The 21772-nt window shown below is 60.8% G+C and carries 19 protein-coding genes; 6 read left to right on the top strand and 13 right to left on the bottom strand.

Annotation, left to right across the window (positions count from 1 at the left end; translation table 11 throughout):
* Window positions 1-56: 56 nt before the first annotated feature.
* A complete protein-coding gene (locus NDI72_RS04110) occupies window positions 57-1172 on the bottom strand; it encodes an endonuclease/exonuclease/phosphatase family protein (protein WP_113156364.1) in 1116 nt (371 codons plus the stop codon).
* A 187-nt stretch (window positions 1173-1359) separates the two neighbouring features.
* Here NDI72_RS04110 and NDI72_RS04105 point away from each other — a divergent pair, with 187 nt between their 5' ends.
* Both NDI72_RS04105 and NDI72_RS04100 read left to right on the top strand, forming a co-directional pair.
* Window positions 1360-1824 (top strand): BA14K family protein, encoded by a 465-nt coding sequence (locus NDI72_RS04105; RefSeq protein ID WP_206543852.1) that lies wholly within the window; start codon window positions 1360-1362, stop codon window positions 1822-1824.
* A 157-nt stretch (window positions 1825-1981) separates the two neighbouring features.
* On the top strand, window positions 1982-2551 hold the full coding sequence (locus tag NDI72_RS04100) for a BA14K family protein (protein ID WP_283799701.1): 570 nt from the start codon (window positions 1982-1984) through the stop codon (window positions 2549-2551).
* Window positions 2552-2879: 328 nt separating this feature from the next.
* Here the strand turns inward: NDI72_RS04100 and NDI72_RS04095 are convergent, their stop codons facing one another.
* Window positions 2880-3740 carry an AraC family transcriptional regulator gene (locus NDI72_RS04095; protein WP_283799699.1) on the bottom strand — a complete coding sequence of 287 codons (861 nt, stop codon included), beginning with the start codon at window positions 3738-3740 and terminating at the stop codon, window positions 2880-2882.
* A 113-nt stretch (window positions 3741-3853) separates the two neighbouring features.
* Between NDI72_RS04095 and NDI72_RS04090 the strand changes: the two genes are divergently transcribed.
* Window positions 3854-4795 (top strand): phytanoyl-CoA dioxygenase family protein, encoded by a 942-nt coding sequence (locus tag NDI72_RS04090; RefSeq protein ID WP_206554139.1) that lies wholly within the window; start codon window positions 3854-3856, stop codon window positions 4793-4795.
* 82 nt (window positions 4796-4877) lie between these two features.
* Here the strand turns inward: NDI72_RS04090 and NDI72_RS04085 are convergent, their stop codons facing one another.
* From NDI72_RS04085 to NDI72_RS04060, 6 genes are all read right to left on the bottom strand, one after another.
* Window positions 4878-5870, bottom strand: coding sequence for a hypothetical protein (locus tag NDI72_RS04085; RefSeq protein WP_283799697.1), 993 nt, complete (start codon window positions 5868-5870; stop codon window positions 4878-4880).
* Window positions 5857-8400: a hypothetical protein gene (locus NDI72_RS04080; RefSeq protein ID WP_283799695.1), complete on the bottom strand. Its 2544-nt coding sequence runs from the start codon at window positions 8398-8400 to the stop codon at window positions 5857-5859. The genes NDI72_RS04085 and NDI72_RS04080 overlap by 14 nt, the downstream gene beginning before the upstream one ends.
* Before the next feature lie 234 nt (window positions 8401-8634).
* A complete protein-coding gene (gene ilvC / locus NDI72_RS04075; protein WP_113155591.1) occupies window positions 8635-9654 on the bottom strand; it encodes a ketol-acid reductoisomerase in 1020 nt (339 codons plus the stop codon).
* 49 nt (window positions 9655-9703) lie between these two features.
* The gene (locus NDI72_RS04070; RefSeq protein WP_206544309.1) at window positions 9704-10354 is read right to left on the bottom strand and encodes a TetR/AcrR family transcriptional regulator; all 651 of its coding nucleotides are present in this window, start codon (window positions 10352-10354) and stop codon (window positions 9704-9706) included.
* A 1425-nt stretch (window positions 10355-11779) separates the two neighbouring features.
* Window positions 11780-12361, bottom strand: coding sequence for a transglycosylase SLT domain-containing protein (locus tag NDI72_RS04065; RefSeq protein WP_283799694.1), 582 nt, complete (start codon window positions 12359-12361; stop codon window positions 11780-11782).
* A 115-nt stretch (window positions 12362-12476) separates the two neighbouring features.
* A complete protein-coding gene (locus NDI72_RS04060; protein ID WP_283799692.1) occupies window positions 12477-13217 on the bottom strand; it encodes a pyridoxine 5'-phosphate synthase in 741 nt (246 codons plus the stop codon).
* Between the two features lie 145 nt (window positions 13218-13362).
* On the opposite strand from NDI72_RS04060, the gene NDI72_RS04055 reads away from it, so the two are divergent.
* Together NDI72_RS04055 and NDI72_RS04050 are read left to right on the top strand one after the other, a co-directional pair.
* A complete protein-coding gene (locus NDI72_RS04055) occupies window positions 13363-13770 on the top strand; it encodes a SpoIIAA family protein (RefSeq protein WP_113155595.1) in 408 nt (135 codons plus the stop codon).
* 6 nt (window positions 13771-13776) lie between these two features.
* Window positions 13777-14286 (top strand): hypothetical protein, encoded by a 510-nt coding sequence (locus NDI72_RS04050; RefSeq protein WP_283799689.1) that lies wholly within the window; start codon window positions 13777-13779, stop codon window positions 14284-14286.
* Here the strand turns inward: NDI72_RS04050 and NDI72_RS04045 are convergent.
* From NDI72_RS04045 to NDI72_RS04025, 5 genes are all read right to left on the bottom strand, one after another.
* Window positions 14283-15410 (bottom strand): ATP-dependent DNA helicase, encoded by a 1128-nt coding sequence (locus NDI72_RS04045; RefSeq protein ID WP_206543859.1) that lies wholly within the window; start codon window positions 15408-15410, stop codon window positions 14283-14285. The two genes, NDI72_RS04050 and NDI72_RS04045, sit on opposite strands and share 4 nt — an antisense overlap.
* A gap of 271 nt (window positions 15411-15681) precedes the next feature.
* Complete coding sequence (locus NDI72_RS04040; RefSeq protein WP_283799687.1) at window positions 15682-16182, bottom strand: hypothetical protein; 501 nt, start codon at window positions 16180-16182, stop codon at window positions 15682-15684.
* Window positions 16183-16317: 135 nt separating this feature from the next.
* Complete coding sequence (locus NDI72_RS04035; RefSeq protein WP_206543860.1) at window positions 16318-16914, bottom strand: LysE family translocator; 597 nt, start codon at window positions 16912-16914, stop codon at window positions 16318-16320.
* 127 nt (window positions 16915-17041) lie between these two features.
* On the bottom strand, window positions 17042-17614 hold the full coding sequence (ilvN, locus tag NDI72_RS04030) for an acetolactate synthase small subunit (RefSeq protein WP_113155599.1): 573 nt from the start codon (window positions 17612-17614) through the stop codon (window positions 17042-17044).
* An 83-nt stretch (window positions 17615-17697) separates the two neighbouring features.
* Entirely contained in the window at window positions 17698-19500 is a 1803-nt protein-coding gene (locus NDI72_RS04025) for an acetolactate synthase 3 large subunit (protein WP_283799685.1), read from the bottom strand.
* 335 nt (window positions 19501-19835) lie between these two features.
* On the opposite strand from NDI72_RS04025, the gene NDI72_RS04020 reads away from it, so the two are divergent.
* Window positions 19836-21713, top strand: a complete 1878-nt coding sequence (locus tag NDI72_RS04020) for an ATP-binding protein (protein ID WP_206544310.1) — start codon at window positions 19836-19838, stop codon at window positions 21711-21713.
* The last annotated feature ends 59 nt before the right edge of the window (window positions 21714-21772 follow it).

Here is a 21772-nt window from a genome sequence, read left to right as displayed (position 1 = left end):
TTTTGGGAAAAGTGGACACCGGATTTCAGCCCGGAATTGCGCAAAAACGCTCTCGATCAGGCGATGTCGAGCTGAACCACGACCGGGCAATGATCGGATGCCTTGGGGCGGTCCCAGCCGACGCGCGGGAAACGCGGCACATCCTGCTCGGGCGGAAAGATGGTGCGCCAGGGCTGGCCGGCGCGGATGATCTCCGGCACGGCCCGCGTGTTGTGGCGGGCGAGCGCCCGCGACGCCAGAAGATAGTCGAGCTGGCACAGATGCCGCTCTTCCGGCCCGCGCGTGTGATAAAGCGTCCAGCGGTCCATTTCCGGGCGGCGCTCCACGAGGTTTTCGCAGAAATCGCCCGCCGTCAGCGCATTAACGCTCGATTGTTCTTCCGTCGCCGGCTCGAACCGATAGCCCAGATGCGCCTCACCGGTGATGATGACGCGCTCGCGATAATCGTTGAGATCGCCGCAAATGACCCAGCGCTTTTCCGCCGCCCGTTCAGCACCGCCAAAACGCTGCTCGATGATGTGCCGCACCGCCGCCGCTTCGGCCATGCGCACCGGCATGGAAGCCGTGCGCCCGTCCATGCCATTGCGCGGCGGGCTCATCGCCTTGAAATGCACCACATAAAGCGTGAGCGGCCGGCCACCGACCTTGATGTCCAGCTCCAGACAATCGCGCCGGAAAATGCGCTCATGCGGCTCGATGCCAAGTTCGGCCAGTTCCTCATTGTGCAGATCGAGATCGGCGAAGGTCAGATGCGCATGGCTGGTCATGCGCACGAACTCGATGGGCTGGCCATGCGCGGTCTCCGGCCGCATCATCACCGCCACATCGATGCCGCGGGAATCATTGCCGGAAGCGGAATATTTCTCCCGGTAGCCATTGCCGATCATCTTGAACAGATAGCCATATTCGAACGCCTTGAGCGCTGCGAGATTGTCGACCTCCTGAAGGCACAGAATGTCCGCGCGCGTTGCGGCAATGGCCAGCGCCGTCAGCTGGCGCGCATCATCCGTCAGCGCAATGGCGCGGGCCTGCTCCAGCGCACGGTAATGCGCCTCGTCCTCGATCTCATAGAGCGCGAGCGCGCGATCCCTGCGCAGATCATTGCGGAAACCGGAGAAATCGAACCGGTTCATCAGGTTTTCGACGTTGAATGTGGCAAGGCGGAGGGACATGCATGCACGTTTAACCGGCATGGCGATGAATACAAGCCCGCGTTTTTACGAACCCGTCTCGCAACCGTCTCATTCATCACGCGTTCATGGTGGATATGATTGGTTATGATACCATCAGCACATGCAACAATTCTTGAAAAATGGGGTTGAAGGGCATCTTGGGGGCGCCTGAAAACAGGAGACCATCATGAAACGCAATCTCGTCAACATCGCCTGTTCAGGGCTGCTTGCGTTAGGCTTCGCTGTCATCGGCGCACCGGCCAACGCCAATGCACTGGGCATTGCCGGCAGCGCGACGACAAACGCGGTCGAGCGCTCTGCAACGCAGGCGCCCGTCGTGCAGGTTGACCGCCGCGACCGCCGGAACTGGCGCAGGCACAATGACCGTCGCAAATGGCGGCACCGCCACAATCGCCGCGACTGGCACAGGCGGGGCCCAAGCGCCGGCTTCTATTTCGAGTTCGGCCGCCCTGCCCCGTATTACTACCGTCCGCGCTATGTGCGCCCGCCGCAGTATCGCCGGCCGGTAAGGCTTTCGCGCGCACATGTGAACTGGTGCTATGACCGCTACCGCTCCTATCGCGCGTCGGACAACACGTTCCAGCCCTATCACGGCCCGCGCAAGCGCTGCATCTCGCCCTATTATCGATAGGGCACCGGTCTGACGGAACACGAAATGGCGCGGCGAAAGCTGCGCCATTTTTCGTTCACCCGGGCAATCTGAATTTTCAAAAAGTCTGAATACAATCAGACTTTTAAATCGAAACAGCACGCATAGGCTTCAGGACGTCACCCTGGAGTTGCGCCTCATGTTTCATCTGAGACTTATCCTGATTGCCCTGTTTTGCCTGCTCGGTGTTGAAACGACTTCTGCCGGCAGCCTCGTCGGCTGGGCGAATGCGGACCGCGCCTGCGCCGATGACTGGGCCGATGGCTGGGCCGATGGCTGGAACGAGCGCCGCGCCATGCGCCGGCTGTTTCCGGGCCGCATGCAGCTCACGCTTGGCGAAGCACACCGCCGGCACTGGCGCGAGCGCTGCACCCACGAACGCCGCTGGCGCGACCGCGCCGTGCCCTTCTGGTCACGCTGGCACGATCCCCATGGCCGCTTTGCCGGCGAATTCTATGGCTTCAACGATGTCTACGGACCCGGCCGGCCGATCCTGCGCCCGCGCCATGGCGCGCACAGCTTTCACTGGCGCTATGAACGGCAGCCGGAACAGCGCCGCACCGCAAGGCGGGCCTATCCCGGCCACGATGCCCGCGCGGCGCATCTTGCCTGGTGTCACGACCGCTATCGCTCCTACCGCGCGCACGACAACACGTTCCAGCCTTATAAAGGGGCGCGCAGAGCGTGTGTTTCGCCTTATGGGCGTTAGGGCGCGATTGGCCCGGTCGGGTGCCACGACGTGGGGTATATGAGGATTTCAGGTGCGCTCGATCCTGTTGCAGCAGCGTTGTGCGTGGTTCGCCCTTCGACAAGCTCAGGAAGCTCACCATGAGGGGGTGGGTTAATCACTGCAGTCCCGGAGCCAGACGCACCGCAAAGCCCCACCCCTCCCTCATGGTGAGCTTCCTGAGCTTGTCGAAGGGCGAACCACGCACGACATTAATGCAACGCGCCATCATGCACTGTGCATCACTGATGGCGTATCAGACCTTTCACAGTGCTCGCCGTCCCCGAAAGCCAACAGCCCCCCCCACCCATCAACCGCGAAAGAGTGCGCGATAGGCGCGTGGCGTCATGCCGCGCAGCGCCTTGAACTGGCGGTTGAAATTGGCCAAAGCGCGATAGCCGACGGCCTCGGCCACATGGCCGATGGGCTGATCACCGGATGAAAGCCGGGCGCACGCCTCGCCGATGCGCAGCCGCATCACATAGTCTGAAATGCTGGTGCGCATGTGGCGGCGAAAGAGCCGGTGCAGGCCGGACGGGCTGAGCGCCGCGATCCCGGCCAGATCCTCATTGGCGATGCCGGCGGCATAATGCCTGTGAATGTGAAGCAGCACGCGGTCGATGCGCTCGCGGTCGGTGCTGTCGAGATCACGGGCGGCAACCGTGCCCGCCAGCGGCGCGGCCCCGTCATCCCCGGCCAGAACCAGAAGCACCCGCACCAGCGCCAGAAAGCGCTCGGCCAGCTCCGCCTCGAACAGCGCCTCGATCATCGGCCGGGCGCGCGCAGCCGCCTGCGGCGAAAAGGCGAGCCCCGCCTCCGCCCGCGCCAGAAGCCCGGCAATGGGCCGCAACTCGGCAAACCCCTCGCCCAGCACCTGCGCCCATTCATGGCGAAACCACATGACCAGCGCCACATGCGGGTGCGCGGGGTCCGGCCGGGTGCGCGAGGCCCAGGTGTGCGGCAGGTTCGCGCCCACCAGAACCAGATCGCCATCGCCATATTCGCCCACATGATCGCCGACAAAACGCTGCCCCTGAGAATTAAGCGTCAGCGTCAACTCATATTCGGGATGGTGGTGCCATTCGAAGGGAATGCCCTCCTCCAGCCGCCGGTTCAACAGGCTCCACGACGCGCCGGGAATGGCGGGCAGTTTTTCCAGAAACGGTCTCATAGAGCGCACTCACAGGCCATGACGCCAGAATAGTATCAATATCGGCCATGTGAGTACAACACCGCCCGCGCAAGCGCGCTAGGCTTGCAAGGCAGGATATCTGGGAGGAAGCCATGCAGGAAGCAGCCATCAAGCGCGATGCGCATCCCTCGTCGACCAAGGTCGGCTCACAGCTCAAGGACATCGAGAAGACCCTGCCGCTGCGCGTTCTCTCCAGGGACGACTGGCAGCACTGGATCACCAAAGGCTATGTGATCGTAAGGCAGGCCGTGCCGCGCGAGAATGTCGAGCGGCTGGCGGAGCTCCTGTGGGCGTTCGACGAGAAAGACCCGAACGATCCCTCCACCTGGTATGCCCCGCAGCGCCGCGCGCACAAGATGAAGGAGCTCAACAACACCGGCATGCTGGAGATCTACAATCACCAGTATCTGTGGGACAACCGCATGGAGCCGCGCATCTATGACGCCTTCGTGGACATATGGGACCGCGAAGATCTGTGGGTGACCATCGACCGCGCCAATCTGAACGTGCCGAAGAAGAGCCCGGGCAATCCCGATGGCTTCATCCACTGGGACGCCGACACCTCGCTCCGCCCGCTGCCCATAGGCGTTCAGGGCGTGCTGAGCCTGAAGAAGCAGGACGGCGATGTGGGCGGTTTCCAGTGCATTCCCGAACTGTTCGAGCATTTTGACGAATGGGTGAAAACCCAGCCCGCCGACCGCGACCCGATGCACCCGGACATAACGGGCCTTTCGATCACCAATATCGACATGGAAGCGGGCGACCTCCTGATCTTCAACTCGCTTCTGGCGCATGGCGTGCGGCCCAACCATTCAAAGGACCGGGTGCGGATGGCGCAATATGTGTCGATGCATCCGGCCGAGTTCGAGAACGAGGCGGAACGGCGCGAACGCATCCGCCTGTGGCGCGAACGCGACCACCCCAAACGCGACGCCTTCCCCGGCGACCCCCGCGAATGGGAGAAGAAGAACGCTAAGACGGCGAAGCTCACGGAGCTGGGGGAGAAGCTCCTGGGGTTGAAGGGGTGGGATTGAGGGCGGAGCGAATGGCGCGACGCGAAACCTGCCGCTCGTCAGGTTTGCAGAATGCTGCGGCGCGGCCAGCTGAACCGGTCATTCAGCACTTCAAGCAATAGTCGATGATTTCGCTGAAACTCGCTTCTTCCCGGATCAACCTTGCTTCTAATTCGTTGAGGTATGCAACACTCGGCAGCTTATCTGTTCCAGATATTTCTACGATAAATTCGGAGTTGTAGCCCTTACCAACCCTTGAGAGCTCGGAACTGAGCTGGCTCAGAATGTTATCTCTTAGCACAAGTTGGTTGCGCCGGAACCGAATTAGTCGGTGACAATCAAAAAAGTCGGAGCGCTTGGACGAGTCATATTTTCTGCCGTTCCAGCCGGTGGCGCGCGTGGAACGGTACTGAGCACGCTCTTGCGTGTCCCGCCAAAAGCTGAAATCGAAATGGTTGGTTGGGTTTGGATTCTCGTGCGTGGGCTGAGGGTGGAAGTCTGTCACCCTAAACTGGTGCTTATCTATGGCAGCCAAGGTCCTGTTCTGCAGAGAAAGCATGCGCTTCATTGCTTTGGGTATCACAAAGCACATCACTTTAGCTGAATCCAGGATGCGTATTTCTCTAGAAACCAGTTCGTCGTCTCGATCCCAGTGTCTTACGGTGCGCTTTGGCACCCACTGAATATGTGTGCCGAAGAGATGCACAACGCCACTTGAGCCGAACGAAGCTATGTGAATATCGTCACGCTCCGTGTCATCAGTCAGGGAATAGTAAGCCGCACCGAACCAGACGAGCGATTGGGCGATGACTTCTACCCACTCACGAACTGTCTTATCGACAGGGTGGGGTCCGTATCTGGTATGGACATTTGAGAGCAATCGTTCGGTCAGATCTTCGTCATTCGACGAAATGTCAAAAAATTTTCCGCTACTACGGTTGGCATAGTTGAAAATATCAGCGAAATCTTCTTTAAACATTTGCCGATTTAAATCCGGTCTATCTTCTTCGACTGTGACGAATAGCCGATCAAAAAAACCAAGGCGCACGTCATCAAAGCGATAATGACGCAAAGGTTCCGCCCTAAATATCTTCATGCTGAACCTCTTCAGGTTCCTCGTGCAGCCGACATGCAAGACTGGTAATCTGGTAGTCTATCTTCATGTCAGTGGCTTCGATATTCGGCAAAACATGTTTTGCAAAGAAGAGATGAGACGCATCAGAATGCGAGTTTAGAAACTCCCTCACAATTTTGTTCGGGTGCTGTTCGCCTCGCGTCATCCCCATCCGGTCCCCAAAACCGTCATGTCGCGCGCGATTTTCGAACGACATTTTCCAATTGGTCCGGATCAATCCACGCGGTGACGCACTCATACTGAAGCTGTGCGGGTCAGAGAGCAGTAGCATCCTCTTGAGGTATAGTTGCTTGTCATCGACTTGCCCTATCCAAGCATCGAACTTGGCCAAGGCACCCTCCGACAATTTATCATTGTCGAAGTATGCTCCGTAGAGAATGGCGAAGCCCAAGACGGACGCCAAATCGTTGATCACAGTTGAAATGAGATGAAGCCGGAATTCGTGATTGATGTCGAGAGTTGGGTCTGCAAATCTGGAGTCCGCCGCCAGAAATGCAAGCGCCATAAACATCGGGAGGACTTTGTCCAGCTTATCTGTGTCGTCTTGCTCCAGCGAACGTATGCATGCTTCGGCTAGTTCGAAATAAATCTGCCCAAAATGATCCGGCAGTTCCTCATTGTGTTTCGGCTCGAAAATGTGTCCTACAGTCGCCCCGCTGCCGAGCGTTGCAAGCGCGGCATCTCGCGACGCTAACACCTGCTTGGACATCTCGGTAACGTCGATGGTTGGTAGCGTGTATTGTGCTTCCGTGTAGTGTCCAAACTCGCGATACCGGTTAAAGAGTTCGGCTACCTCGTCGAACCAGCGCGGAAGTTTCCAATGACTATGGAGGCTTGCTAGGACAACTTGAGTAGCAGCCTCAGACATTTTTAATTTCGTCAACGTGGCCACGAATTCTGGAACTACGTTTTCGTAAAAACTGCATACTTCCGGCAGGATTTTCGCGTAGTGTTGCAACAACTTCTGGACAGCCAACTGCTGGACGTATTTTGGCTTGGAAAGACGGTGTCCTTCTATCTCTTGCTCGAACGCTATGCGTTCAACGATGAACGCGAGTTCTACTTGCAGAAATGCAGGGAGATTGCGCAGGGAATTTTCGCTCCAGTCGTCGGCATCGAAGAAGCGTTTCAGCTCTTTCTCGAAGGTTAGCATCCGGCGAAGAGCTTCTAGACACAGATTACTTCCCAGTGCTGCCCATGCATCAGCTATGGCAACCCTTGTCATCCCCGCATTTGCTTGCATTGAAGCGTCCTCAGTCGCCAAGTTTTGCTCAATGATCTCCTTAAACCTCTTGATCTCCTGCATACCGAGGCTGAACTGGAATTGTGCCGCATACACTGAAGCTCGAGTTGAGAAGTGAGCGAGAAGTTTCAGCGCGAGGTCGAAGTCTTCAACCTTAAACGCGAGCTCAATGTGGCCCGCAAGCCGGTCGACGATCTCGGTTTCGAACCACTGATGGTCAGGCTTCTCCTCTACCAGCATTTGCTGACTGCTTGTTTGTAACGCCATAGACGTTGCGGTGTCGCCGGCGAAAAACCACTGCTTGTGCTTACTGCGCCTCGGGAACCAGTAGCTATCTTGGTCAATTTTGTGTTTCTTCTGAAGGTAGTACAGAAGCAAAGCCGTATGGTCCTCGGTCAACGCGGGTAAGTTGTCGTCTAGACTCTCTTTGTCGGCTTTTATCCGATCATCGATGTACGAGAGTTGCTCAAGAGCATGTCGCGCAGCTTTTGAATGATGGCAGGCCAACGAAATGGAATTCTTGCGGTTCGCTGCACCTTCGATATGGCGCGCAATACTGGGAAGTATTTCGCTATGAACAAGTACATTTAGGTCAAAAAAATTGAATAGCCTCTGGCCCAACGGAAACAAGGCTAGAGAACTCAACAAGGTCAAAACCGTTCCGGCGATATAGACAAACAGCCCCGGTTCAAATCCAAATGAGGGCAAAGCCGTCGCTGCCAAACAGAACATCGCCGCGAGCACCAAGACCCGAGAATAAACACTACCCACCTGCTCATTGGTAAGCATACGGATGATATCTCGGCGAAGTCTGGTGTAGCCCGCACTTAAAATGATGCCAATCGTTGCAAAGTAGATCGAGAAAATCGCAGTGAGCAGCTGAGCGTACAACCGGAGTTGATCAATATTGAACGCTTTATCGTCTACACTGAGCGTTTCGTGCCAATACTGACTATCTATTGCATAATCTTCTACAAATATCAGTGCCGCCAACCCCAAAACAACCCAAAATAGGCTCTTCATGCCGCCCCATGCGAACGAGCCCAAGATGCGAACGTTTGACGTTGCTTTGGTGACTAAGGTGCGCCTCTTATAAGTGCTACGCTCGAATATAAACCGGAACTGCCCGAGCCCCGCTCGCAATTTCCAAAACCAGGGCTTTGAACCCAGCCAGATTTTCAGCCGATTAATCAAAGGGTGCGCACTCTCATTGCTTGCCACACAAAATGTATTTGCATCTGGTCGCATTTACCACACTTGCGAACCAAAAAGCTTTCTGTCGGCCTTGCAGATACTGCAGACGAACCTCCATACCCGTCAGGCGCGCCAGACGGGCAGCAAGAGGCGCATGCGGTTCTTGCGGGTCATGCAGCGAAATCCGTGCCAGAAACCTGTTTCATCGCGGGACAGGCAGGCTAAAGACCGGCAAAGAAAAAGGCCGCGGGCGATGCCGCGGCCTTCTGTCTGAGACTTTGGAAAAGATCAGTTCTTTTCCTTGTCCACCAGCTTGTTCTTGGAGATCCACGGCATCATGCCGCGCAGCTTCTCGCCAACTTCCTCGATCGGATGCTCGTCGTTCAGGCGACGGGTCGCCTTGAAGCGGGCCGCACCTGCGTGCCACTCCTGCATCCACTCAGTGGTGAAACGGCCGGACTGGATGTCGTGCAGAACGCGCTTCATCTCTGCCTTGGTCTCCGCCGTGATGATGCGCGGGCCAGAGACATACTCGCCCCACTCAGCGGTGTTGGAGATCGAGTAGTTCATGTTGGCAATGCCGCCCTCATAGATGAGGTCGACGATCAGCTTCACTTCGTGCAGGCACTCGAAATAGGCCATTTCGGGAGCGTAACCGCCCTCGACCAGCGTCTCGAAGCCGGCGCGGATGAGCTCGACCAGACCGCCGCACAGAACGACCTGCTCACCGAACAGATCCGTCTCGCACTCTTCGCGGAACGTGGTCTCGATGATGCCCGAACGGCCGCCGCCAACGCCGCAGGCGTAGGACAGGCCGAGGTCCAGCGCATTGCCGGAAGCGTCCTGATGAACGGCGACCAGGCACGGCACGCCGCCGCCCTTCTCATATTCGCCGCGCACGGTGTGGCCCGGGCCCTTCGGCGCGACCATCAGCACGTCGACGGTCTTCTTCGGCTCGATCAGGCCGAAATGCACGTTGAGGCCGTGCGCGAAGGCAATGGCCGCACCGTCGCGGATGTTCGGCGCGATCTCGGAATTGTAGATGCCGGCCTGCAGCTCGTCGGGCGTGGCCATCATCATCAGGTCGGCCCATGCAGCAGCCTCGGCCACCGACATCACCTTGAGGCCATCGGCCTCGACCTTCTTGGCGGTTGCAGAACCCGGACGCAGCGCCACGGCGATTTCCTTGGCGCCGGAATCCTTCAGGTTCAGCGCGTGCGCGCGACCCTGGCTGCCATAACCGATAATGGCGACCTTCTTGCTCTTGATGAGATTGAGATCGGCATCGCGATCATAATACACCCGCATACTCAATTCCTTTCCTGATCCAACTGACTGTTGTTCACCTTCGACCGCCTTAGACGCTGTCGCGGCCGGTCGTCTCGTTTTTCCGCACCCCGAAAAGCACGAAAAACTGGTCCACCGCCTCTTCTGCAAGGGCGGCATAATGTTCAGGCCGGCGCACACCGGCCTCGCCCAGAAGCATGCGCACATGAAGGTCGCGCACGATCAGGCCGTATAATGTGTGATAGGCAGTTTCGCGGTCGTGATAGGCAATAAGGCCGCGCTGCCTGCCGGCCTCCAAAAGCGCGCCGGCACGTTTATCAATACCATGCCGACCCCGCTCAATAAGAAGCGCGCCAAGCCGGCTACCTTCCCGGCTCGCCTGTCCAATGGCCAACCGGTTAAGCGCCAGCGATACATCTCCACCGAGAACCTGCAAGAGGTCATTTGCGAAATCCACCAGATGCGTGCGGAACCGGCCAAGATCCAGCCGCTCGCCGCCGTCGATCTGGGCGCGCACCTTGCTCGCCTGATGGGAGATCATGGCCGCCAGAAGACCGTCGCGGTCCCCGAACCATTTGTAGAGGCTTTCCTTGGAGCAGTTGGCCGCGCGCGCCAGCCCGGCGGTCGTCAGCGCGCGCTCGCCGCCTTCCAGCAGGAGGCCCAGCGCCTTGTCCAGAACCGCGCGCTGGCGCGGTGTGAATGTATCCTGCATTTCCGACATGTGGCGCACGAAGGTCTCTGTTCCCGTTTACGGATCGTACCGTACGGTACGGTTCTGTCATAGGGAAAAACAAAATGCAAGCCGCTTTGCCACAGGGTCCGGGGAGATTGCGTCCCTCGCCTGCCCGGCCCTGCGAAACGGCATCGGCCCCGCATCCGGTGGATACGGGGCCCAGCGATGAAGATAGGCGGTCAGGCCGGGCTCTGGCTATGAGCTTTTCAGGAAAAGCGGAAGCGCTCCACGTGGATGACAGCCTCCTTCTCCCCGCTTGCGGGGAGAAGGTCCCGGCAGGGGGATGAGGGGCTGCCGCGGCGCATGAAAGTCTCGCCATATTGCGGGGTTCGCAGAACCTGGCGCCCGCCCCTCATCCTCACCTTCTCCCCGCTTGCGGGGAGAAGGTCCCGGCAGGGGGATGAGGGGCTGACGCGGCGCATGAAAGTCTCGCCATATTGCGGGGTTCGCAGAACCTGGCGCCCGCCCCTCATCCTCACCTTCTCCCCGCTTGCGGGGAGAAGGGGGCCTCGACGGTGGGGCCTGGTCGTTTTACGGGGTGCGGCATTGGGGGGGTGGGCGGGCCGGGCGGGCAGCCTCCTTCTCCCCGCTTGCGGGGAGAAGGTCCCGGCAGGGGGATGAGGGGCTGCCGCGGCGCATGAAAGTCTCGCCATATTGCGGGGTTCGCGGAACCTGGCGCCCGCCCCTCATCCTCACCTTCTCCCCGCTTGCGGGGAGAAGGGGGCCTTGACGGTGGGGCCGGGTCGTTTGACGGCGTGCGGCATTGGGCGGTTGGGCGGGACGGTCGGGCAGCCTCCTTCTCCCCGCGCGCGGGGAGAAGGGGGCCTCGACGGTGGGGCCTGGTCGTTTAACGGCGTGCGGCATTGGGCCGGTGGGCGGGACGGTCGGGCAGCCTCCTTCTCCCCGCGCGCGGGGAGAAGGGGGCCTCGACGGTGGGGCCTGGTCGTTTAACGGCGTGCGGCATTGGGCCGGTGGGCGGGACGGTCGGGCAGCCTCCTTCTCCCCGCGCGCGGGGAGAAGGGGGCCTCGACGGTGGGGCCTGGTCGTTTAACGGCGTGCGGCATTGGGCCGGTGGGCGGGACGGTCGGGCAGCCTCCTTCTCCCCGCGCGCGGGGAGAAGGGGGCCTCGACGGTGGGGCCTGGTCGTTTAACGGCGTGCGGCATTGGGCCGTTGGGCGGGACGGTCGGGCAGCCTCCTTCTCCCCGCGCGCGGGGAGAAGGGGGCCTCGACGGTGGGGCCTGGTCGTTTAACGGCGTGCGGCATTGGGCGGTTGGGCGGGACGGTCGGGCAGCCTCCTTCTCCCCGCGCGCGGGGAGAAGGGCTTCAAAGTCGGCGCCCGCAATTGTCCAAGAAGAATGAATGAGAGCGTTTCGCTATGCAATGAAGAGTGGAGACCGCTGGAAGCAGGTCGTTCAGCGCCCGCACTGGCGCATCTGGCGGCCGTAATTGCTGGACATGGTCGCCGCCTTGCGGGCGGATTTCTGCATCTGCGGATTGTTGCGCCATACGCCGCGCCGATAGCCCGCATGGCCGGCATAATAGTTCAGATAAAGGCTGTAGGCGTCGTTGAGCGCCACGCCATTGGTGCGGTTGCTGGTCTGGTGATACCAGCCGACGAAATCCACCGCATCGGCGAAGCTGCTGCGCCGCGCCATCACATTGCCGGTCTCGCGCTTGTAGCGCTGCCAGGTGCCATCAAGCGCCTGCGAATAACCATAGGCGCTGGAGGCGCGCTTCCACGGAATGAAGCCGAGCAGCTTGCGGCGCGGCGGGCGCGCATCGGCGTCGAAGCCGGATTCGATGCGGATGGTGGCCATCAGCACTTCCGCCGGCACGCCATATTTGCGCTCGGCGCGCTTGGCCTGCGTATACCAGCCGCCGAAAAAGCTCTGCTTCTGCTCGAACACGGTACAAACATTGTTGATGCTGCGCGGCGTCGAGGCACAGCCTGCCAACGCCAGCGCGAGCAGCACGGTCACTGCAACGATACGCATGAAAACACCTCAAAACCCACCCCATGCATAGGTCAGGGAATCCTAAGAAACCCTGTCCATGCGCGTTAACGGTCTGGGCAATGCCGTGACCATTTGCGGGCGATTTGGAGGTGGATCAGCCCTCGCAGGCGCGGATGAAGCGGCGCACGGTTTCCGCCATGCCGTATTCCAGCGCGTCGGCGGTGAGACCGTGGCCAATGGAAACCTCGCAGAGTTCCGGCATGCGGCGCGCAAGGGCCGGAAGGTTCGCCACCGTCAGATCGTGACCGGCATTGACGCCGAGCCCGTGCGCGGCAGCGGCGTCCGCCGTTTTGCCGAGCTTTTCCAGTTCGATAGAGGCCTTTTCGGAATCATCATGGCAACCGCCATAAGGGCCGGTGTAGAGCTCGATACGGTCCGCCCCGAGCGCTGCCGCCGCCGGCACCTGATCGGGATCAGGGTCAGCAAAAAGCGAGACGCGAAAGCCCTGCTTCTTGAGCCGCGCGATGACGGGTTTTAGAAAACCGCCCTGCCCGGCAAAGTCCCAGCCATGGTCGGAGGTGGCCTGTGCCGGATCGTCGGGCACCAGCGTCACCTGTTCGGGCTGATGCTCTTCGACGAGCGCCAGGAATTCCTCGGTGGGAAAGCCCTCGATGTTGAACTCGCGGCCGGGAAACTCGTCATCAAGCAGCGCGCGGATCTCCGGCAGGTCGGAAAAACGGATATGGCGCTGGTCGGGGCGCGGATGCACGGTCAGCCCGCAGGCGCCCGCTTGAAGCGCGATGCGGCCAAGCCCGGTCACGCTCGGCCATGGCAGATCGCGCCGGTTGCGCAGCATGGCGACAGCGTTGAGATTGACGGAGAGTTTTGCCGGCATTGTTGCGTCCCGCTTTTCTGTTGCGCTCGATGCGTTACCATCGCTCCATACCGCGTTCGGGTCGGAACGGACAGGCCCAGATCGCGTTGTCGATACAGACAAACCGGGTCGATAGAGGCAAGCCGGAAAACGTCAGGAGCAGACCATGACCGTCAATGAGAATCCCCCCAATGTGCGGCGCATCGAGACAGACCGCGACGACGCCTATGCCTTCGAGATCGTCGGCCACATCACGGCAGCCGACATGGAAAACCTCTACGGTCTTCTCGAAGGCGCTTATGAAGTGCACGACAAGATCGACGTGCTGGTCATCATTCACGACTATGAAGGCTTCGACTGGCATGCCGCCTTCAAGGAACAGACGATGATCGGCAAGACCAACGCACTGAAGCATATCCGCAAATATGCAGTGGCCGGCGGACCGGCCTGGATGGGCACGACCATCGCCTTCTTCCGCCCGTTCTTCTCCATGGAGATGGAGTATTTTCCCTATGAGAAGGTGGAGGACGCCTGGAATTGGCTGGGCGCGGAACCGGCCCCGCCGCCGGGCTGACCGGCAATGAGCGCCCTTTCGCATTTGCGCTGCGCCGGATGCGCGCATCCGACTGCAAAATGCTCTTTGCTTTCCCGCATTTATGCGACGCCGGATGGACGCATCCGGCTGCAAAATGCTCTTTGCTTTCCCGCATTTATGCGACGCCGGATGGACGCATCCGGCTGCAAAATGCTCTTTGCTTTCCCGCATTTATGCGACGCCGGATGGACGCATCCGGCTGCAAAATGCTCTTTGCTTTCCCGCATTTATGCGACGCCGGATGGACGCATCCGGCTGCAAAATGCTCTTTGCTTTCCCGCATTTATGCGACGCCGGATGCGCGCATCCGACTGCAAAAGGCTCTTTGCTTTCCCGCATTTCTGCGACGCCGGATGCGCGCATCCGACTGCAAAAGGCTCTTTGCTTTCCCGCATTTCTGCGACGCCGGATGCGCGCATCCGACTGCAAAATGCTCTTTGCTTTCCCGCATTTATGCGACGCCGGATGCGCGCATCCGGCTGCAAAATGCTTTAGCGCACGATGGTCAGGCGCTCGGAGGCACGGGTGATGGCGGTGTAGAGCCAGCGCTGGCGCGTGTCGCGGAAGGCATAGCTCTCATCAAAGAGCACCACCTCATCCCACTGCGAACCCTGCGCCTTGTGCACGGTCAGCGCGTAGCCATAGTCGAAATCGTCGTAACGCTTCTTGGTCTGCCACGGAATTTCCGCCGTGGGATCCTCGAACGCCGCCTTTAGAAGCTTGATCTTGGCCACGCCGCGATCGGGATCGTCCTCTTCGGGCGAGACCAGCAGGTTGATGCCCGGCTTCACGGTCTCGCGCGACGAGGTCATCACCTTCCACAGCGAGCCGTTCAACAGCCCCTTGGCGGGATCGTTGCGCAGACACACCAGCTTGTCGCCGGCCTGCGGATAGTCGGCGTCGAACCCCTTCAGTTCGCGCAGGCGCTGATTGTAGCGGCGGCGCGTGCGGTTGGTGCCGACAAGCACCTGATCGGCCGAAAGCACCAGATCCTGATCGACCTCGGCCTTTGAAATGACCCTGGCCGCACCATAATCCCCATAGGAGATATCCCGCCCCTCGCGCACATCGAGCGCAAGCTGGATGATGGGATTGTCGCGCGCCTGCCGGTGGATTTCGGTCAGGAGATGATCCGGCTCATGCTCGGTGAAGAACCCGCCACCGGAAATCGGCGGAAGCTGGCCGGGATCGCCCAGAACGAGGATCGGCGTGCCGAAGGACAGGAGGTCGCGGCCAAGCGCCTCATCCACCATGGAGCATTCATCGATGATCACCATCGCAGCCTTGGCGATGGGGCTCTGGCGGTTGAGCGAGAAGGTGGGCGACATGGAGGTGCGTCCCGTAACCTCGTCTTCCACCTCTTCCTCGCCGCGCGGGCGATAGATCAGCGAATGGATGGTGCGGGCATTCTTGGCGCCGCGCGAGCGCAGCACCTGCGCGGCCTTGCCGGTGAACGCGGCGAACTGCACCTCGCCATCGACATGCTCTGCGAAATAGCGCGCCAGCGTGGTCTTGCCCGTTCCGGCGTAGCCGAACAGACGGAAAACCTGGGTCTGACCGGCCTTGAGCCAGCTCGCCACAGCGTTAAGCGCTGCATCCTGTTGCGGGGAGAATTCCATGCCGTCCAGAAAGCAGATTCGGCCCGAAATGAACAGGCTGCAATCACACCGGAGGCAGCAGGATCGCTCACGCCATTCGTGCTCAAACCCATTGCAACAGTGTTGTGCGTGGTTCGACAGGCTCACCATGAGGGTGGGGTATGGGACGGCAAAAACCCGTCTGAAGCATCATGGAACAAGCCTCTGACGCAAAGCCGGCCTCCCTCATGGTGAGCCTGTCGAACCACGCAAGACATCAATGCAGCAGGGCATTGAAACCGGTGTCCGCCCCCTAGCGCGCGTGCGGCGAGAGGTCCCGGCCGGGCCAGGTGGTCAGGGGCGGCTCGGGCATCACGTCTTCGCCCAGATGGCTGCTCACATAGATGATGTCGCTCCACAGCTCTTCCTCGCCCTGATCGTTCAGAACCCGCAGCATGACGAGATAGCGCTTGCGCGCCCGCACCCCGCAAACGGGCGGTGAACGCAGGCTGTAGCGCTTGCGCCAGCGCTGCACGCGCTCGCGCACCACATAATAGCCATTGCCCGCAGGGTCTTCGAAGTCGGCCTCGATGATCATGCCGTGGCGCAGATGGCGGATCTCCCGCACCGCCAGATCGTAGTGAATTTCCGAAGAGTTGTGATCGATCGTGAAACCACCGCCCAGGACGGCGAGCAGCGGCTTCTCCTCGGCGCGCTCACAGGTCACCCAGCCTATGGCCAACAGCACAAGGCATATGCCAGACGTCACCAGAAACAGTCGCCAGGTAAGGGCGGCCTCGTCGAATTCCGCCATTTGCTCGCTCCGCGTTTCACGCGGGGCGCATTCAATCATATAGCCAACTAACTATCTAGCCGCAGAAATTGTGGCTGAGAGACCCGCTCACCCCGCATTTTGTGGAATGGATTGTTGTCAGCCTGCCCGCGAATGCTAGCGCATCATCGGCCATAAGGTGGCGGCGAGCGCCAGCCCCATGACGATGTTGAACCATTTGAGCCGCACGGGATCGGCCAGAAACCCGCGCAGAACCACGCCGAACCCGGCCCAGACGGAAACGCTCGGGAAATTCACGATGACGAAGGCGAGCGCGACAAGGAGAACCGTCGCGAAAGGTGCTGTGGGGTCGGTGTAGACCGCCATGGCGGTCAACGCCATGACCCAGGCCTTCGGATTGACCCACTGGAACGCGGCGGCCTGCAGGAACGTCATCGGCTGCGCATTGCCTTCACCGCCCTGCCCCAGCGCGCGCGACATGGCGATGCGCCAGGCGAGGTAGAGAAGATAGGCCCCGCCGGCGATTTTCAGGATCGTGTGGAGCGCGGGAAACGCCGTCAGAACAGCGCCAAGCCCGAAGCCAACCGCGAGCAGGAGCGACGCGAAGCCACCGGCAATGCCAAGCATGTGGGGGATGGTGCGGCGGAAACCGAAATTCACGCCCGAGGCCAGCAACATGAAATTGTTCGGCCCCGGCGTCACCGAAGCGACGAAGGAGAAAACCAAGAGGGCAAGGAAAACGTCCGGCGACATCCGCCAACTCCCAAACGGTCGCCCGGCACAGGGGCAATTAGGTCAGTATTATTGACCTTATTTTTCCTGCGGGCAAGATACAGATCGCCCTGCCCGCAGAAAATATCCGTTCACGGAGAGGCCGCGCCTACATGCCTTCCGGGCCGCGGTTCATGGCGGCAACGCCCGTGCGGCACACTTCGACCAGGCCGAGCGGCTTCATGATGGCGATGAACTGCTCGATCTTGGAGACACGCCCCGTGATCTCGAAGATGAAGTGCTCGGTGTTGGCGTCGATCACCTGAGCGCGGAAAGCGTCTGCCAGGCGCAGCGCCTCGACGCGGTCCTCGCCCTGTCCGCGAACCTTGACCAGCGCCAGTTCACGCTCCATCGGGCGGTCATGGCCGCGCTCATCGGCGACGATGGAGAGGTCCACCACGCGGTGCACCGGAACGATGCGCTCGAGCTGATGCTTGATCTGCTGAAGCACATGGCCCGTGCCGCGCGTCACGATGGTGATGCGCGAAAGGTGGCGTTCGTGCTCGGTCTCGGAGACGGTGAGGCTGTCGATGTTGTAGCCGCGACCGGAGAACAGGCCGATCACGCGGGCAAGGACGCCCGGTTCGTTGTCGACCAGAACGGCCAGGGTGCGCGTCTCGGCAACCTGGGTTTCCTTGGTGATGAAATAGGCAGAGCCGGTGGGTTGTAGCTGCGCGTTCATTGCATGAATCTCTTTTGCAAAACCATCGTGTAACTGACTGAAAACAAAGCGTCCTGCCGCTCAGACAGGACGCCTCATAACCGTCACACCAATTGCCGGCCCTCTTCGTCGATGGCGTTGGCCACCGCCTCGTCGCTGGCCTCGTCGGGAAGCAGCATCTCGTTATGCGCCTTGCCCGACGGGATCATCGGGAAGCAGTTGGCGAGTGCGGCAACACGGCAATCGAAGATCACCGGCTTGTCGACTTCAATCATCTCGCGGATGGCGTCATCCAGCTTGCCCGGCTTGTCGCACATGATGCCGTGGCAGCCATAGGCTTCGGCCAGTTTGACGAAGTCAGGCATCGCTTCCGTATAGGAGTGCGACAGGCGGTTGCCATGCAGCAGCTGCTGCCACTGGCGCACCATGCCCATATACTGGTTGTTCAGGATGAAGATCTTGATCGGCGCATTGTGCTGCACCGCCGCACTCATCTCCTGAATGGTCATCTGCACCGACGCATCGCCTGCAATGTCGATGACCAGCGCGTCGGGATGCGCGATCTGCACGCCAAGCGCCGCCGGCAGGCCGTAGCCCATCGTGCCCAGACCACCGGAGGTCATCCAGTGGTTCGGCGCATCGAAACCGAAATGCTGCGCCGCCCACATCTGGTGCTGACCGACTTCGGTCGTCACATAGACATCGCGCTCCCTGGTCAGCTCGTAGAGCCGCTGGATCGCGTATTGCGGCATGATGATGTCGTCATTCGGCTTGTAGGCGAGCGAGTCGCGTGCGCGCCAGATGTCGATCTGCGTCCACCAGGGTTTGAGCGCGGCCTTGTCGGCCTTCGCGGTCGCGCGCCACAGGCGCACCATGTCTTCCAGAATGCGGCCTGCATCGCCGATGATCGGCACGTCGACATGCACGTTCTTGTTGATCGAGGACGGGTCGATGTCGATGTGGATCTTGCGCGAATGCGGCGCAAAGGCGTCGAGACGGCCGGTGATGCGGTCATCGAAGCGCGCACCGATGCACAGCATGACGTCGCAGTCATGCATCGCCATGTTGGCTTCATAGGTGCCGTGCATGCCCAGCATGCCGAGCCAGTTGTCGCCGGATGCCGGATAAGCGCCCAGTCCCATCAGCGTGGAGGTGATCGGGAAGCCCGTCAGATCCACCAGCTCGCGCAGCAGGTGGCTCGCCTCGGGGCCGGCATTGATGACGCCGCCACCCGAATAGATCACCGGCCGCCTGGCGTTGGCCATCAGCTCGATGGCCGCCTTGATCTGGTTGATGTCGCCCTGCTCCTGCGGGTGATAGCTGGTGCGCGGCGCGGTCTGCGGCGGGGTGTAGGTGCCCTTGGCAAACTGGATGTCCTTGGGAATGTCCACGACGACCGGTCCCGGGCGGCCCGTGGTCGCCACGTGGAAGGCCTCGTGAATGATCGCGGCAAGCTGGTTCACGTCCTTCACCAGCCAGTTGTGCTTGGTGCAGGGACGGGTAATGCCGACCGTGTCGCACTCCTGGAAGGCGTCCGAGCCGATAAGTGCGGTGGGAACCTGACCACTGATGCAGACGAGCGGGATGGAATCCATCAGCGCGTCCTGCAGCGGCGTCACCGCATTGGTAGCGCCGGGGCCGGAGGTCACCAGCATGACGCCGGCCTTGCCGGTGGCGCGCGCATAGCCCTCGGCTGCGTGGCCTGCTCCCTGCTCGTGGCGTACAAGAATGTGCCGGACATCTTCCTGCTGGAAGAGCTCGTCGTAGATGGGAAGTACGGCACCGCCCGGATATCCGAAAATATCCTCGACACCATTGTCCTTGAGCGCCTGCACGACGATCTCTGCGCCCGTCATCTCGTTTTGGGCGGATGCGTCCGCTGCTGGCTCCGACACTGCCTTGTTCATCTTGGTCTTTCCGTTCTCTCTACCGGCGATTTGTTTAGCTGCCCAACGCCCCCAAGGAAACACCAGGCCAATAAAAAAGGCCCCCGAGGGAGCCTGTGTTTCGCGCATGGGGTGCTTTCGCCAGACAGCTACGCTGCCTTGCCCATGCGCCTTCCTACGATAAGAATGTTTCCTGTCATCATGGCTGCGCACAATAAGGTTGCTTGAACGCATCGTCAACCAGCTTGATAAGCCCAATTTGAAGAGCCCCGTTTACCCCTCCTCAACCATCCCGCGACACGCCGCCTTAACTTCGCGGCACTAGCCTTGAGCGTTAGGGATAATGGGGTGGCATGATGTTTGTGGAACGCGGAACGACGCAGGGCGAGACGACATCTCAGGAAAGGCGCGCAGCCGATCAGCCGCGCACGCGCCTGCTTGGCCATGTCGTGCATTGCGACGGCTCCCGCGCCACCATTGCCGCCGAGACCGACACCGATGACAGCGGCCAGTCCAATTACTGGACCGTCGGCAAGATGATCTCCATCAATCTCGGCGCAATCCGCACGGTCGGTCTCGTCTATGCGGTGGAGCGGCCCGAACACCGCTGGCGCGATGGCGAGGCGAACCCCATCGCGATCTCGGTCGAGCTGGTCGGCGAAGTGCGCGACCGTGGCGCCGAGCCCGTGTTCGACCGCGGCATCACGGAATATCCGCATATCGGCGCTCCCGCCCACCGCATCCGCTCGCGCGACCTGCAGGCGGTCTACGATCTGGCCGGCCGCCAGCAGGCCGTGATCGGCAAGCTGTCGCAGGACGAAAGCATCGATGCCTGTATTGCGGTGGATGACACGCTGAACCGCCATTTCGCAGTGGTCGGCACCACCGGTGTCGGCAAATCGTCGGCCGTATCGCTTCTCCTGCGCAAGACCATCGCCTCACGGCCGGATCTGCGCGTGCTCATTCTCGACCCGCACAATGAATTCGCCTCCGCCCTGCCGGAATACGCGGTGCGTATCGACACCAACACGCTGGACCTGCCGTTCTGGCTGTTTCGCCTTGAAGAACTGGTGGAAGTGCTTTTCCGGGGCCGCGAGCCGGTGACGGAAGAGGTGGAATTGCTGCGCGAGATCATTCCCGCTGCCAAGCATCTCTACCGCAATCCGGGAAGCGCTGCCTCGCTGCGACGGTCAAACGACACGGGCGGGCTGACGGCGGACACGCCGGTCCCCTACCGCATGGCCGATGTGCTGAAGGAAATCGAGGAGCGCACCGGCCAGCTTGCCAACAAGTCCGACCGGCCGATCTATCGCAGCCTGCGCACACGCATCGAGGCTGCCCAGAACGATCCGCGTTACCGTTTCATGTTCGCCTCGCGCCTCATCGAGGATTCGATCCACGAAACGATCGGCAGGCTCTTCCGCATCCCCAGCCACGGCAAGACGGTGACCTGTTTTGAAATGGCCGGCATGCCGCCGGAGGTGGTCAATTCCGTCTGCTCGGTCATGGCCCGCCTCGCCTTCGATCTGGCGCTGTGGAGCAACGGAAAGCTCAATCTTCTGGTCGTCTGCGAGGAAGCACACCGCTACATGCCCGCCGATCCGCGCCTGGGCTTTGCGCCGACGCGCCATGCGCTCGCGCGCATCGCCAAGGAAGGCCGCAAATATGGCTGCTATCTCGGTGTGGTGACACAGCGCCCGGGCGAACTCGACCCGACGGTCCTCTCGCAGTGCTCCACCGTGTTCGCCATGCGGCTCGCCAACGATCAGGACAAGGCGATCATCCGTTCGGCAATCGCGGACTCCTCTGCGTCCATGCTGTCATTCCTCTCGGCCATGGGCCGGCGTGAGGCCATCGCCTTTGGCGAGGGTGTCGCAACCACCATGCGCATGAAGTTCGAACAACTGCCGGCCCATGCGCTTCCGGGCCAGCGGGACGATGCGAAGAAGAAGGCGTCGCGCCCCGAAGACATCGACAATGACGTGGATCTCGCCTCGATCGTGGCAAATCTGCGCGATGCCGGCCGCTCCATGCGCTCGCAGGTGCAGTCGCCACCGGATATCGGCTCGCCCGTCCCCGCAGACATGCAGGCCGGCGACCGCGACTACCGGCCCCGGCCGGCAAGGACGCCTGTTCAGCCCGAGACCTTCGAACAATGGTCCCGGCCGTCCGACGATTACGCGCGTCCGGCGAGCTACACAGTGCCGTCGCGCGGCCATTTCGGAAACCGCTAGCGCTCCTCATTTTTTCAGTGCACGGCTCGTGAAGGTTCCGGCAAGCTGCCGGAGCCGGA

The organism is Nitratireductor sp. GZWM139 (assembly GCF_030068685.1).
GTDB classification, from domain to species: Bacteria; Pseudomonadota; Alphaproteobacteria; order Rhizobiales; family Rhizobiaceae; genus Nitratireductor; species Nitratireductor aquimarinus.
Note: the sequence above shows the minus strand (reverse complement) of the source record. Positions and strands in the feature narration are given on the sequence as shown.

Excerpts from the sequence above, each read along its gene's own strand:
- NDI72_RS04110 (WP_113156364.1), bottom strand. The coding sequence starts at position 1,172 with ATGTCCCTCCGCCTTGCCACATTCAACGTCGAAAACCTGATGAACCGG.
- NDI72_RS04105 (WP_206543852.1), top strand. The coding sequence starts at position 1,360 with ATGAAACGCAATCTCGTCAACATCGCCTGTTCAGGGCTGCTTGCGTTA.
- NDI72_RS04100 (WP_283799701.1), top strand. The coding sequence starts at position 1,982 with ATGTTTCATCTGAGACTTATCCTGATTGCCCTGTTTTGCCTGCTCGGT.
- NDI72_RS04095 (WP_283799699.1), bottom strand. The coding sequence starts at position 3,740 with ATGAGACCGTTTCTGGAAAAACTGCCCGCCATTCCCGGCGCGTCGTGG.
- NDI72_RS04090 (WP_206554139.1), top strand. The coding sequence starts at position 3,854 with ATGCAGGAAGCAGCCATCAAGCGCGATGCGCATCCCTCGTCGACCAAG.
- NDI72_RS04085 (WP_283799697.1), bottom strand. The coding sequence starts at position 5,870 with ATGAAGATATTTAGGGCGGAACCTTTGCGTCATTATCGCTTTGATGAC.
- NDI72_RS04080 (WP_283799695.1), bottom strand. The coding sequence starts at position 8,400 with ATGCGACCAGATGCAAATACATTTTGTGTGGCAAGCAATGAGAGTGCG.
- ilvC (WP_113155591.1), bottom strand. The coding sequence starts at position 9,654 with ATGCGGGTGTATTATGATCGCGATGCCGATCTCAATCTCATCAAGAGC.
- NDI72_RS04070 (WP_206544309.1), bottom strand. The coding sequence starts at position 10,354 with ATGTCGGAAATGCAGGATACATTCACACCGCGCCAGCGCGCGGTTCTG.
- NDI72_RS04065 (WP_283799694.1), bottom strand. The coding sequence starts at position 12,361 with ATGCGTATCGTTGCAGTGACCGTGCTGCTCGCGCTGGCGTTGGCAGGC.
- NDI72_RS04060 (WP_283799692.1), bottom strand. The coding sequence starts at position 13,217 with ATGCCGGCAAAACTCTCCGTCAATCTCAACGCTGTCGCCATGCTGCGC.
- NDI72_RS04055 (WP_113155595.1), top strand. The coding sequence starts at position 13,363 with ATGACCGTCAATGAGAATCCCCCCAATGTGCGGCGCATCGAGACAGAC.
- NDI72_RS04050 (WP_283799689.1), top strand. The coding sequence starts at position 13,777 with ATGAGCGCCCTTTCGCATTTGCGCTGCGCCGGATGCGCGCATCCGACT.
- NDI72_RS04045 (WP_206543859.1), bottom strand. The coding sequence starts at position 15,410 with ATGGAATTCTCCCCGCAACAGGATGCAGCGCTTAACGCTGTGGCGAGC.
- NDI72_RS04040 (WP_283799687.1), bottom strand. The coding sequence starts at position 16,182 with ATGGCGGAATTCGACGAGGCCGCCCTTACCTGGCGACTGTTTCTGGTG.
- NDI72_RS04035 (WP_206543860.1), bottom strand. The coding sequence starts at position 16,914 with ATGTCGCCGGACGTTTTCCTTGCCCTCTTGGTTTTCTCCTTCGTCGCT.
- ilvN (WP_113155599.1), bottom strand. The coding sequence starts at position 17,614 with ATGAACGCGCAGCTACAACCCACCGGCTCTGCCTATTTCATCACCAAG.
- NDI72_RS04025 (WP_283799685.1), bottom strand. The coding sequence starts at position 19,500 with ATGAACAAGGCAGTGTCGGAGCCAGCAGCGGACGCATCCGCCCAAAAC.
- NDI72_RS04020 (WP_206544310.1), top strand. The coding sequence starts at position 19,836 with ATGTTTGTGGAACGCGGAACGACGCAGGGCGAGACGACATCTCAGGAA.